This is a genomic window from Duncaniella sp. (genome assembly GCF_029054785.1).
Taxonomy (GTDB): Bacteria; Bacteroidota; Bacteroidia; order Bacteroidales; family Muribaculaceae; genus Duncaniella.
This window is the reverse complement of record NZ_JAIDEN010000099.1, coordinates 17,393-30,607: the sequence shown is the minus strand read 5'-3', so window position 1 is coordinate 30,607 and position 13,215 is coordinate 17,393. Positions and strand designations below refer to the sequence as shown.

Below are 13,215 nucleotides of genomic sequence, written 5' to 3'. Positions count from 1 at the left end.
CTCTTTTGTGGGGGTGGGGATGGTTCTAAAACCACAGCTGCGGACCCCTATGGGGCCCTTGCAGTGGCCTGGATTCTTCTGACCGCTAACGCGGCCTGCCTGCTCCTCAAGGCCTCTTCCTCCAACACAATTTTCTGACCTTGTCAATGCCTATTCCAGCATGAAAATCCGACCACGTCATATACTCTTCCGGCTCGATTTTTGACCTCTCAAATGTATATTTCAACAGACAATCTGATCCTGTCAAATGCTCTTTAAACATGACCTTCCGACCCTGTCAGAATCTGTTCCGATGAGACACTTTCAGGAGTTATTAACAATGTTCAAAACTATGTTGAAAACTGTAAATAACATTTCAATGACTTTTCAAAGAATAAGCTTGCATATCTGATACTATGGCGGGTATAAAACTTCCTGACCGGATTCAAAATAAGTTATAATAAATCTATCAAGCGGTTTTCAAGCCCCTTTTCAACAGAAAACGGTTGTAAATCCCATGAAAAGTTTTTAACTTTGCACATTATTAACACGATGTTAATAACTATACTAAGCAACTGAAAAGCCTATACTTAACATGTAAATAACATTGTAATTAATGTAAATTGGATATCAATAACCCATATATGCAAGCAATAGGCTGAAAAGTTATTTTACTTTTTAACATCCATCATACTTCTACTTAGAGAGTTTTTGGAAAAAATTTTTTCTTCAAAATAAAAACCAATAAATAAATGAATGTTGAAAAAGGGTTCGTGGATGCCCCGGTAGATCCGTCGGTCGACTTGGCAGCCGAGATCAAAAGACTCAAAAAAGAAAAGAACGCAGTCGTCCTGGCCCACTACTATACCATCGGCGAGATCCAGGATCTGGCTGACTTCATCGGCGACTCTCTGGCTCTGGCCCGAATCGCTGAAAAGCTCGACAATGACATCATCGTGATGTGTGGCGTACACTTCATGGGTGAGACTGTCAAGATCCTTTGTCCCGACAAGAAAGTCCTCGTCCCGGACCTCAACGCCGGCTGCTCGCTTGCCGACAGCTGCCCTGCTCCGGAACTGGAAAAATTCATTGCCGAACATCCCGGCCACACCGTCATCAGCTATGTCAACACATCAGCCGCGGTGAAGGCTCTGACCGATATCGTGGTCACTTCGGGCAACGCGATGGAGGTGGTCAATTCTCTTCCCGCCGACGAGAAGATCATCTTCGGTCCGGACCGCAATCTCGGAAACTACATCAACAGTCAGACCGGACGCGAAATGATCCTGTGGGACGGTGCCTGTCACGTCCACGAACAGTTCTCGCTTGAAAAGATCATCGAGCTGAAGAAGCAGCACCCCGGAGCGAAAGTGCTCGTCCATCCCGAATGTCCGAAACCGATCCGTCTGGTTGCCGACAAACTCGGATCGACCGCCGTTCTGCTCAAGTGGGCCGAAGAGAGCGAAGCCGAGGAGTTCATCGTTGCGACCGAGAGCGGCATTCTTCACGAAATGCGTCGCCGCTGTCCGCAGAAGAAATTCATCCCCGCTCCTCCGGCCGATTCGACATGCGCCTGCAACGACTGTTCGTTCATGAAGCTCAACACCCTTCAGAAGCTCTACAACACTCTGCGCTATGAGCTGCCTGAAGTGACGGTTGATCCGGCGATCATCGACCGTGCCCGCCGTCCGATCACACGAATGCTTGAAATCAAATAAAATCCATTTTATCCATAAATAAGCCGAGTCCTCCCATATTTTATATATAAAGGACCTTTTTCCATTCATCACCTCAAAAAGAATCATGGAATACAATCATAGAGATATTGAATCACGCTGGCAGAACTACTGGCGTGAGAATAAGGTCTACAAGACCGAGATTGACAACTCGCGTCCGAAATACTATGTCCTCGACATGTTCCCCTACCCCTCCGGGGCCGGTCTGCATGTGGGCCATCCCTTAGGCTACATCGCATCTGACATATATTCGCGCTACAAACGTCTGCAAGGTTTCAATGTCCTCCACCCGATGGGCTATGACGCCTACGGTCTGCCGGCTGAACAGTATGCCATCCAGACCGGACAGCACCCTGAAAAGACAACCACCGACAATATCGCCCGCTATCGTCAGCAGCTTGACCGCATCGGTTTCTGCTATGACTGGGACCGAGAGGTGCGCACCTGCGATCCGAAGTTCTACAAGTGGACTCAGTGGGCTTTCATGAAGATGGTCGAGAGCTACTACGACACTGAACTTGACAAAGCCCGCCCGATCTCCGACCTTGTCAGCCATTTCGAGAAGAACGGTTCAGAGGGTATCCACGCCGCCTGCTCCGAGGAGCTTGAATTTACAGCCGACCGGTGGAATGCCATGAGTGAGAAGGAAAAGAGCGACACTCTGATGAACTACCGCATGGCCTATCTGGGCAACACTATGGTCAACTGGTGTCCTGAGCTTGGAACCGTGCTTGCCAACGACGAAGTCAGCGAGGGTCTTTCGATCCGCGGCGGCTATCCGGTGGAACAGAAACTGATGTATCAGTGGTGTCTGCGTGTCTCTGCCTACGCACAGCGTCTGCTCGACGGCCTTGCCGATCTTGACTGGACCGATTCGCTCAAGGAGACACAGCGCAACTGGATAGGCCGTTCGGAAGGTGCTGAGATGCGCTTCAAGGTGGCCGGCTCGGATCTCGAACTTGAAATTTTCACCACCCGCGCTGACACAGTCTTCGGTGTGACCTTCATGGTTCTTGCTCCCGAAAGCGACTATGTCCGCATGGTGACCACTCCGGAACAGCGTCAGGCCGTCGATGAATATCTCGACAGCATCAAACACAAGACCGAACGCGAGCGCATGATCGACAAGAAGGTCTCAGGCGTCTTCTCCGGCTCGTATGCCGTCAATCCTCTGACCGGTAAAGAAATTCCTATCTATATCAGCGACTACGTGCTTGCAGGCTACGGAACAGGCGCGATCATGGCCGTTCCGGCCCACGACAGCCGCGACTATGCCTTTGCACGTCATTTCGATCTGCCGATCATCCCTCTGATCGAGGGTTGCGACGTTTCAGAGCAGAGCTTCGAGGCCAAGAGCGGCAAGATGATGAACAGCTCCAACGGTGAGTTCTCGCTCAACGGTCTGGAAGTGCCTGAAGCTATCGCCGCAACCAAGCGTTACATCGCCGAGAAGGGCATTGGCCGCGTCAAGGTCAACTATCGTCTGCGCGACGCAATTTTCAGCCGTCAGCGCTACTGGGGCGAGCCTTTCCCCGTGTATTACAAAGACGGAATCCCCCATCTGATGCCCGAATCGGCTCTTCCGCTGCTCCTGCCTGAGGTTGACAAATATCTGCCTACCGAAACCGGCGAGCCGCCGCTGGGACGTGCGAAAAACTGGGTGACTCCCGAAGGCTATCCGATCGAGCTGAACACGATGCCCGGTTTCGCAGGTTCGTCGGCCTACTATCTGCGCTACATGGATCCGGACAACAACGAGGCTCTCGTGGGCCGCGAGGCTGACGAATACTGGCGCAATGTCGACCTCTATATCGGAGGCACCGAACATGCCACAGGCCACCTGATCTACTCCCGCTTCTGGAACAAGTTCCTCTATGACCTCGGTTATGTTGTAGAGCAGGAGCCTTTCAGAAAGCTCATCAACCAGGGCATGATCCAGGGCCGCACAAACTTTGTCTACCGCATCAAAGACACCAATACTTTTGTGTCTCTGGGTCTGAAAGACCAGTATGACACCACTCCGATCCGTGTGGATGTCAACCGTGTCAGCAACGATGTGCTTGATCTCGACGCCTTCCGTGCATGGCGTCCGGAGTTCAAGGATGCGGAATTCATTCTTGAGGACGGCAAATATATCTGCGGCTGGGCGGTAGAGAAGATGTCGAAGTCGATGTTCAACGTTGTCAACCCCGACGATATCGTAGAACGCTACGGCGCAGACACTCTCCGTCTCTACGAGATGTTCCTCGGCCCGATCGAACAGAGCAAGCCCTGGGATACGAACGGAATCGACGGCGTCAACCGTTTCATCAAGAAACTCTGGGGTCTCTACTTCAAGGGTGATGCCTGCCTCGTCGATGACAGCAAGCCTTCGGCAGAAGCCCTGAAGGCTGTCCACAAGCTGATCAAGAAAGTGACAGGCGACATCGAGAATTTCTCTTACAACACATCGGTCGCAGCGTTCATGATCTGTGTCAACGAACTTTCAGCCTGCAAGTGTCACAGCCGCGAGGTGCTCGAACCGCTTGCAGTGGTGCTCGCACCCTTCGCGCCCCACGTGGCCGAAGAACTCTGGCACAGCGCCCTCGGACACGACAGCACCGTCAACGATGCCCGCTGGCCTGAGTGGAATGAAGACTATCTCAAGGAGAACACCGCCAATTATGCCGTTTCTTTCAACGGTAAGGCCCGCTTTACCATTCAGGTACCTGCTGACCTTCCCAAGGAAGAAGTCGAGAAACTGGCGCTTGAAAATGAATCCTCAGCCAAATGGCTCGAAGGAAAGAGCATCAAGAAGATCATCGTTGTCCCCAACAAGATTGTCAACATAGTCGTTGGCTGATGAATCGGCCACGCTAAGGACAAAAAATAAAATCTCCGGCTGATATTTCCGATAACAAGAAATATCAGCCGGAGATTTTTTATCATAAGCGCTCGGCAGTCGCAGAAGCGCGAGAGGCTGAGAGGGTCGGGAAACAAGCTCTTACTCCATGCCCTTGAGGAGATCGGGGCGGAGGAGACGGGTGCGGGCGAGGGCCTGCTCGTGTTTCCAGTCGTCGATTTTGGCTGCATGGCCTGAAAGGAGGACGTCAGGGACGCGCCATCCTTTGTATTCCGCAGGGCGGGTGTAGACTGGCGGTGCGAGCAGATTGTCCTGGAAAGAGTCGCTCAGAGCGCTCTGTTCGTCACCGATGGCGCCGGGAATCAGGCGGATGATGGCGTCGGCGATGACAACAGCCGGGATCTCGCCTCCGGTCAGCACATAGTCGCCGATGGAGATCTCCTTGGTGATGAGGTGTTCGCGGATGCGGTAGTCAATACCTTTGTAGTGGCCGCAGAGGATTATCAGGTTCTGCGAGAGGGAGAGTGTGTTGGCCATCGGCTGGTCGAACTGTTCGCCGTCGGGCGATGTGAAGATGACCTCATCATAGTCGCGTTGCGATTTCAGATCGGCTATGGCGCGGTCTACGGGTTCGATCTGCATCACCATTCCGGCTTCGCCCCCGAAGGGATAGTCGTCAACCTTGCGGTGTTTGTTGGTGGTGTATTCACGCAGATTGTGGACCACGATTTCGCACAGCCCCTTGTCCTGTGCCCGTTTGAGGATCGAGCAGTTAAGGGGCGATTCAATCATTTCAGGAAGTACAGTCAGTATGTCTATTCTCATTTTTTTCAGTTACAGTTTGGTTTTGATTCGCCAGGGGGCGGGATAGAGGTTGTTGGAGCGGCGGCCGAGGTTCTTGACGAAGCCGAGGGGGCGGCCGGAATATTTCAGCAGGACGAAACCGCGGGGAGTGTCGTCAGGGAGTGTCAGAGCTTCGCCGCTGAGGTAGGAGAGTGCCTGGCTGCGGTCTATTTCGCAGACGGGAAAGGCTTCGGCTGACAGGAGCGGAGAGAGTGCCAGTGACTGGCTCGGAATCAGGTCGCGGCCTTTGACCGTGGCCATCAGCACACCCTCGTGGATAACGTCGAGTTCGCGCTTGATTTTTCCGAGCAGGTCGGCGTGGGCCGATGGGAAAGCGCTGATGCGGTCCGCTTCGGCGTAGACATTCACAGAGTCAGCCCGTTTACCGTCAAGCCATCCGGCGGCTTCTTTGAGCTGGGGAGAGGGTTTTGCCTTGCTTTTTGAGGAGCGTGAACGGCTGTCGGCTGAATCCGCATGCCACTCCCCTTCCTTGCGTACAACGGCCACGAAGAGACCTTCGCCTCTGAGCCGGTGTGGCATGAAGCGGTAGCAGTGGTGAGGTGTGGATATGCCCGGTGCTATGTTCCATGAAGGATCCGTCTCGACGGCCACACTCTCGGCCCCAAGTTCTCCGATGATGCGCGAGACCATCTCTTCGTTTTCAAGACGGTTGAAAGTGCAGGTGCTGTAAATCAGAAAACCGCCGGGTTTCAGAGCCGGCCACAGGTTGGAGATGATCATCCACTGGCGCTCGGCACATTCGCGGACCAGTCCCTCGGACCATTGTGAGACTGCTTCAGGATCTTTGCGCATCATCCCTTCGCCTGAGCAGGGAACATCGGCTATGATCAGATCGAAGGAGTTTCTGAGCTTGCGGAACGAGGCAGTGTCGCCGCGGGTCACGACAATCGAAGGAGAGGCCCATTTGATCAGATTCTCACGCAGCACGGCGGCGCGCGCCGGTACATATTCGTTGGCCACCATCAGCGAGCCTTCAGGGAGAGTGTCGATGACTGCCGTGGTCTTGCCTCCGGGGGCGGCACAGGAGTCAAGCACGCGCAGCGGAGAGTCCAGACGGCGGCAGATGGAACGGGCCACATGGCTGTGGAACATCGAGGAGGCTTCCTGTACGTAATAGCATCCCTGATGCAGCAGCGGGTCGAAGGTGAAGCGCGGACGTTCGGAGAGGTAGAACCCGTCCGGACACCAGGCCACAGGCTCAGCCTTTGCGGGCAGATCGGCCGGGCTGAGGCCGCGTGTCGGGTTGAGTCTCACAGACACGCAGGGTTCACCCTCGGCGAGAGCTTCGCCAAGTTGCGCCAGATCCATTTCAGTCAGTTTGCCGAGGAATTCCTCAGGCAGAGTCCGTAGGGCCATCAGAAGCGGTTTTTAGAGGTAAATTCGGATATATTCAGAGTTGTCAGGCGAGAAAATCATTCGGTTTTCTTGCGTCGGAGCGGACGGCCTTCATAATTTTCGAGTTTTTCGATCCACTCTTCCGAGATCGGGATCGAGGTATTGGTGCGGATGTCGAAGCCGGACATGATTGTCCGGCATGTGCATTTTACCTGCCTGTCTCTGACGGCATATATGCGCTGTTCGAGCATCAGACTTTTTTCGCCGATGGAGACAACGGCAGTCTCCACCTCGATTTCTTCGTCAAGGAAGGTCGGGGCACAGAAATTAGCGTTGATATTGACAACTACCACTCCAAGGGTTCTGATATCGACCGGACCTCCGTTGGCGGCCTCGAAATATCGGGCCTTGGCAAGATCCATCATTGTGAGATAGACGCTGTTGTTGAGATGGCCGAGCATGTCGATGTCATTGAATCTCATCTGCAACGGCATCCGGTGGCGATAGTTTTCCACAATGGATTCACAGTAGGTTGAACTCATGATTTTTAGAGGTTGTTTAATGAAACTGTACGTCACTTATCACTTCTGCGCCGACCACACGGTTGATGGCCGAGATCAGTCGGTCGCGGTTGAAGGAAAGTTCATTTTTCAGAGGAGCCGAGGTCAGATAGACATGCAGCACACCTGAACTTACATATCGGCGGGTGGTGTAGCGGTTTATGGCCGGACCGACCACGTCGATCCAGGCTGCGGCGGCTTTCTGCCCGTTGAGGCTTTCGGTAAGACCTGCCCGCTCCATCGCCTCGTCTATTATGCCTGCTATGTGTTTCGGATAGGTGCGCTTCATTGTCTGTTGGGGGTGAAAATACCGTTTTCGACACTCCACATGCGATAATCTCCGCCTGTCCGGCGCATGATCTCATCGAGGTGGGTGCGGTTGGTGTCAGTGATGAATATCTGGCCGAAGGAGTCGGAAGTGACAAGCTCCATGATTCTCTCGACCCTCGAAGCGTCAAGTTTGTCGAAAATATCGTCGAGCAGCAGGATCGGGCGGATGCCTGTTGCCTCATGGAGGAAATCATACTGGGCCAGGCGAAGGGCTATGGTAAAAGTCTTGCACTGGCCCTGCGAACCTGTGCGCCTCATCGACATTCCTTCGAGTTCCATTCCGATGTCGTCGCGGTGGATGCCGACAGAGGTGTGTCTGACAATCTCGTCGTGGCGGCGGGCTTCGTCAAGAAGAGTCTGAAGCGTAACGTCAGGCCTGTTGAGGCCGCTCTGATAGCTGAGGGATACATGTTCGCCGCTGCCTGCAATTGAGGAGTAGTAGCGGTCGAAGATGACGGTCAGACGTGAGATCTGCTCGGTACGGACGGAGTGGATATAGTCGGCTGACATTTCCATGACAGTCTCCACGGCCCCATAGAGATGATGGTCTACGGATCCCTCGCGCAGCAGTCTGTTGCGCTGTTCGAGCGCACGGTTGTAGCGGATGAGGTGGTCGAGATAGACAGGGTCGCTCTGTGAGATGACCATGTCCATCCAGTGGCGGCGCTCCTCGCCGCTCTCGCGGATGAGGTCGATGTCCTGTGGAGCTACCATGACCAGCGGGAAGCTGCCGATGTGGGCGCTCAGGCGGTCATATTCCTTTCCGCCCCGCTTAAGGCTCTTCCGGCGTCCGGCGGAAAGGCCGAGGATCAGTTCCTCGTCCATATCCTTGCGGACATATCTGCCGCGGGCTATTGCAAATCCCTCGCCGCGGCGGATCAGCATTTTGTCCGGAACCCGCGAGAAACTTTTGCAGAAACTCAGGAAGTAGATGGCATCCAGCATGTTGCTTTTGCCCATTCCGTTATTGCCAAGGAAACAATTGACCTTTCCCGAAAACTCCAGACGGGCTTCCGGGATGTTCTTGAAATTTGTCAGTGACAGTTCTTCTAATCTCACGGGTGCAAAATTACTGAAAATTTCAGAGGCTGTGCCTATTTGCCGCTGACAATGTCAAGAATGATCTTGGGAATGTCTGTATTGTCGTTGAAAGAGGCGAATTTTTCAGCGCCGACACCGATTGCATAGACAGGCACAAGACCTCCGCTGTGGCCGGTGGTTGTCCATCCGAGTCCGGTAGCCTTGTCCATGATTTCGGAGACTGTCTCCGCGAATTCGTTGAAATTGTCATAGAGGGTTTTCTGATCCTTTCCGCTGCGCATCACAAGGCAGCGTTCGAAATCCTGTTTGAGCTTCTCGGTCTGCTCTTCTGAGACAGGCACATGTTTCCAGAATCCGAAATTCTCGGTGAGATATTCTTTCATGTCCTCCCAGCGGTAGGCACGGCGGTTTTTCATCAGGCTTTTGCAGTATCTGGAAAATGCCGATTTCGATACTTTCTGATAGTCGATGTATTTGAGCCGCAGGTTATAGCTTAAGCTGTTGTTGCCGAGTCCCATTCCTCCGGTCTCATGGTCGGCTGTCACGACGATAAGTGTTTCGTCGGGGTGTTCGAGATAGAAGTCATAGGCTATCTGGAGAGCCTCCTGGAAGTTCAGAATTTCCTTGATGAGTGTCGGGCCGTCATTGCCATGTCCGGCATGGTCGATGTTGCCGCCTTCGACCATCATGAAAAAGCTGTCATGGCCGTTTTTCTGAAGATGTTTCAGACAGGCTTCGGTCATCACGGGAAGTGTCAGCACTCCGGGGATGGAGTCGATCGTGTAGCCGATGTTGCCGACATTGACGGAGTCTGTGTTGAGCAGGACTACACGTCGGGTGTCCACGGTCTCAAGCGCGTCTACTCCGCGGACCACCGAGACATTGTTTTCGACGAAATATTTCATCAGGTCTGTCGGCTGTCCCTTCTTGTCCTTGATTCCGCGCAAGTTTGATCCTGCAATGAAATCGTAGCCGCAGGAGGCTGCGTCTTTGCCTATCTCGTAGTACATGGATCGTTTCGGCACATGGGTGTAGAATGCACCCGGTGTAGCATCGTCAGGAGCGACCGAAGTCACGATTCCCACTCCGAAACCATCGTCGAACAGAGTCTTGGCGATAGATACCACCTCGGTTGAGTCAGGAGTCATTCCGAGCATTCCGTTCCTGGTCTTGTGGCCTGTTGAAAGAGCTGTTCCAGCCGCAGCCGAGTCAGTCACAGGTCTTGATGCGGAAAAAGTAGTAGCGGTCGAGGCTACCGGAAAGCGCATCATCAGCAGATGGTCGTCATTACCGAGCACAGTGCGGTTGTAGGCTTCGGCAGCCATTACCTGTCCCATACCCATGCCGTCGCCGATATAGTAGAATACATATTTCGGAGTGCCGGCGAACATGGCCCCGGCAGCCGTCAGCATTGTAAGAAGTGAGAATAATCTGGTTCGCATGATAATAATCTGTATTATTGGTTGAATTTCAGTATTTCATCAATCGGGTGGCGGGAGTTTGAAAGGCGCGGCACCTTTCGCTGTCCGCCGAGCTTGCCTGTCGAGGCCAGCCACTTGTCGAAGACTCCTCTTTTGCCCTTGAGTATTGTCAGAGGATCGAGAAAGATTCCGTGGCTGCGTTTTGCCTCATAATCGCTGTTTTCCTGCTGGAGTGCCAGGTCGAGCTGCTGTGCGAATTCGTCGATCGAGGCAGGTTCGCGGTTGAATTCTATCAGCCATTCGTGGCGTCCGCGGGAGTGGTCTGAGGCATAGACGGGCGCTGCCGTATAGTTTGCTATCTCGCAGTCCAGTGCGGTGCAGACTTTTGTCAGGGCTGCTTCGGCGTTCTGGACCATGAGTTCCTCGCCGAAAGCGTTGATGTAGCTCTTGGTGCGTCCGGCAATGGTGATTTTCAGCGGCTCGACCGACTCGATGCGCACGGTGTCGCCCAGAGGATAACGCCAGAGTCCGTTGCAGGAGCTTATGACGAGTTCATAGACCTCTCCTTCTTCCACTTTCCATGACGGTATGATTTCGGGGCGGTCAGAGTCGGCGTCATCGACGCGTATGAATTCAAAGAATGTCCCGCAGTCAAGCAGCAGGAGCATTGCCGGATCGTCGATGGCATTCTGGAGGGCGAAGAAACCTTCTGAGGCGTTGTAACACTCCAGGTATCTCATGCGCGGATCGGTGATGTGGCTGTACTGCTCGCGGTAGGGGGCCATCGAGATGCCTCCGTGAAAGAAGACCTCAAGATTGGGCCAGACGTCATGGATTGTCTGCGCTCCTTTGGCCTTGATGATCTGTTTGAGCACTGTAAGGAACCAGGATGGCACACCTGAAATATTGGTGATGTTCCGGTCGGATGCGGCTCTGACGAGTGCAGGCAGTTTCACGGCCCAGTCTTCCATCAGAGCTATCTTTTTGGAGGGAACGCGGGTCAGGTTGACCAGCGGATTGATGTTTTCGATAAGGTTGGCCGAAAGGTCGCCGACTCTCACCCCTGAAGGAAGTTCGAGTTCATTGGCGAAACTTCCGCCGAGAATGAAACTTTTGCCTGCGAAGATGCGGCTGTCGGGATAGAGATTGAGATAGTGGGCCACTACATCGCCTCCACCCTTGTAGTGTGAGCGCTTGAAGGAGTCGGAGGTGACGGGGATGTATTTGCTCTTTCCGTCGGAGGTTCCGGATGACTGGGCGAAATTGCGTGTGCGTCCCGGCCAGAGGACATCCTTCTCCCCTGCTATCATTCTCATCACATAGGGGCGCATCTGTGCATAGGCCACAGGCGAGGGCAGAAGACGCCGGAAATCGTCGTAGTTTCTGGCCTCACTCAGGCCCATCGCCGCTCCCCATCCGGTCTGCCGCAGATTGCGCAGCAGAAAGTCGAGCTGCCTGAGCTGAATTTCCTGTATACGTCCGGTCCAGGAGAGCGATTCAGTCACTCTCCGTCTGAACAAAGCGCGTGCGAGAGGTGTGAAATTCATTGTTTCTGAGTTCGTCTTTTCAGAGTTCGTCGGGATGTTTGCGGTAATATTCCTGAAGGAGCGGGCCGATGTTGAAGTAGAAACCTCCGCGCGACTGCCCTTTGGAGTCCTTGACGGTTATGTATTCGTAGGATGGATCGTAGAAGACGTGGTCTGCCACAGAGTAGTCCATCATGTTAAGAAGGACATATTCGTGTTGAGGCTCGATGACATACCAGGCGTTTTCCTCATCCTCGCCTGTACCGGTCGAGACGATGGCCATCAGCAGATAGTTGAGCTTGTATTGCCAGATGTTGGCCAGATTGTTTTTGCCTTTCTCTCTGAGGGCTTTGATCAGCATGACCATTTCGCCGAGGTTGAAGGGATTGTCGGCAAGGGCTTTTTCGGCATACATGATGACGGAGTCACACTCCTGACGGGTCAGTTTGCGCGAGCGGTCAAGGACGTTGTACTGGATGTCACGCTGCGAGGAACGGTAGGGGTTGTAGTCCTCCTGAAACATGTAGCCGAGATAGAGGTGGCGGTATTTGTCGATCTTCATCAGAGTGTCGTTGCGCTGAAACTCTTTCATCAGGCGCGGATAATAGTATGGCGACTTGCTGTCAAGAGTCTCAAGCCTGATTTTTTCGAGATCAGGCTTTTCGCGTTTGAGCTGCTTGGTGCCGGACTGGGCGCAGACACCGATTGAAATGAAGACTGAAAGTATGATGGAGAAAACGATGCGCATATTTCAAATTTTAAAGATGAGCCATAAAAGAGCGGTCCCGGCCATGCAGACTGCTATCACGGCAGGGAGTCCCTTGGCACAAAGATAGTTTAAAAATTTGGAAGATGGAAATCCGAGGGCTTTTCCGGCAGGAGTTTTGCTGTATGCTATTCCACCGAGAAGCGCTCCTGCAACTCCGCCTATGATCATCCAGGCGTGGGAGATGACCAGCCCGACCATTGCTCCGGCCAAAGCTGCTCCGGCAATGTAGCCGAGTCCGCGGCGTGAGCCTGAGACGCTTTTCGGGAGCATGAAGGAGAGGGCTACCACAATGACGGTCGCGATGCCCCAGAAAATCAGTGTGTTGGTCACAGGAAGCGAGGCTTTTGACGCGGCGCAACAGAGGCCTGCGTAGACAGCGATGATCCCGTAGCGGTTCGAGATGAAAACAAGTCCGAGTCCGGCTAAAAGCAGAATGACGGTTAGTATAAGCATGGTTTTGCGTTGACGTGAGGTTTCGTTTTATGTACAACGTAAATTGTGGTCACAATGTTGCCGCCCGGAGTCAGAGTTGCGGAATCAGATTTTAGTTTCGCACCTACGGCGCTCTTTTTGTGTGGGGAGGGGTGCCATATAATCCGGATGGGGTGTCCGCAGCTATGGTTTACGAGGCACCCCCTCCACACCACAAAAGAGCGCCGTAGGTGCGAAACTAAAAAATCATGTTCTGCACGGTCTGTCGGTTAGGATGTTGCATTTTGTCCTTTCAGATAATTGTCATAACTTTGCATTTTAGAGAGTTATTTGACGCTGAGAAGCAGAAATATGCGGTTGCCGGAGAGCTGTCGGCATTT

General features: G+C 53.3%; 11 protein-coding genes. 2 read left to right on the top strand and 9 right to left on the bottom strand.

Translation table 11 applies throughout. The features are described 5' to 3' along the window. Window positions 1-731: 731 nt before the first annotated feature. Window positions 732-1,697, top strand: a complete 966-nt coding sequence (nadA, locus tag K2H17_RS06630) for a quinolinate synthase NadA (protein ID WP_300132877.1) — start codon at window positions 732-734, stop codon at window positions 1,695-1,697. 85 nt (window positions 1,698-1,782) lie between these two features. Further along, complete coding sequence (gene leuS / locus K2H17_RS06625) at window positions 1,783-4,557, top strand: leucine--tRNA ligase (RefSeq protein WP_300132875.1); 2,775 nt, start codon at window positions 1,783-1,785, stop codon at window positions 4,555-4,557. Between the two features lie 141 nt (window positions 4,558-4,698). On the opposite strand, the gene trmD is transcribed toward leuS, so the two are convergent. The 9 genes from trmD to K2H17_RS06580 are packed head-to-tail and all read right to left on the bottom strand — an operon-like array spanning window position 4,699 to window position 12,856. Beyond that, window positions 4,699-5,382: a tRNA (guanosine(37)-N1)-methyltransferase TrmD gene (gene trmD / locus K2H17_RS06620; protein WP_300132873.1), complete on the bottom strand. Its 684-nt coding sequence runs from the start codon at window positions 5,380-5,382 to the stop codon at window positions 4,699-4,701. 9 nt (window positions 5,383-5,391) lie between these two features. Further along, on the bottom strand, window positions 5,392-6,777 hold the full coding sequence (locus K2H17_RS06615) for an rRNA cytosine-C5-methyltransferase (RefSeq protein WP_300132871.1): 1,386 nt from the start codon (window positions 6,775-6,777) through the stop codon (window positions 5,392-5,394). A 56-nt stretch (window positions 6,778-6,833) separates the two neighbouring features. Continuing rightward, entirely contained in the window at window positions 6,834-7,298 is a 465-nt protein-coding gene (locus K2H17_RS06610; protein ID WP_300132868.1) for a thioesterase family protein, read from the bottom strand. Between the two features lie 16 nt (window positions 7,299-7,314). Beyond that, on the bottom strand, window positions 7,315-7,605 hold the full coding sequence (locus K2H17_RS06605) for a DUF721 domain-containing protein (protein ID WP_300132865.1): 291 nt from the start codon (window positions 7,603-7,605) through the stop codon (window positions 7,315-7,317). After that, window positions 7,602-8,705, bottom strand: coding sequence for a DNA replication and repair protein RecF (recF, locus tag K2H17_RS06600; RefSeq protein ID WP_300132863.1), 1,104 nt, complete (start codon window positions 8,703-8,705; stop codon window positions 7,602-7,604). Before recF ends, K2H17_RS06605 begins: the two co-directional genes overlap by 4 nt. 35 nt (window positions 8,706-8,740) lie before the next feature. Next, complete coding sequence (locus tag K2H17_RS06595; protein ID WP_300132861.1) at window positions 8,741-10,129, bottom strand: alkaline phosphatase; 1,389 nt, start codon at window positions 10,127-10,129, stop codon at window positions 8,741-8,743. Window positions 10,130-10,143: 14 nt separating this feature from the next. Further along, window positions 10,144-11,655, bottom strand: coding sequence for a GH3 auxin-responsive promoter family protein (locus K2H17_RS06590; RefSeq protein WP_300132858.1), 1,512 nt, complete (start codon window positions 11,653-11,655; stop codon window positions 10,144-10,146). A gap of 19 nt (window positions 11,656-11,674) precedes the next feature. Continuing rightward, entirely contained in the window at window positions 11,675-12,382 is a 708-nt protein-coding gene (locus K2H17_RS06585) for a DUF4919 domain-containing protein (protein ID WP_300132855.1), read from the bottom strand. A 3-nt stretch (window positions 12,383-12,385) separates the two neighbouring features. Beyond that, the gene (locus K2H17_RS06580) at window positions 12,386-12,856 is read right to left on the bottom strand and encodes a hypothetical protein (RefSeq protein ID WP_300132853.1); all 471 of its coding nucleotides are present in this window, start codon (window positions 12,854-12,856) and stop codon (window positions 12,386-12,388) included. Between the last annotated feature and the right edge of the window lie 359 nt (window positions 12,857-13,215).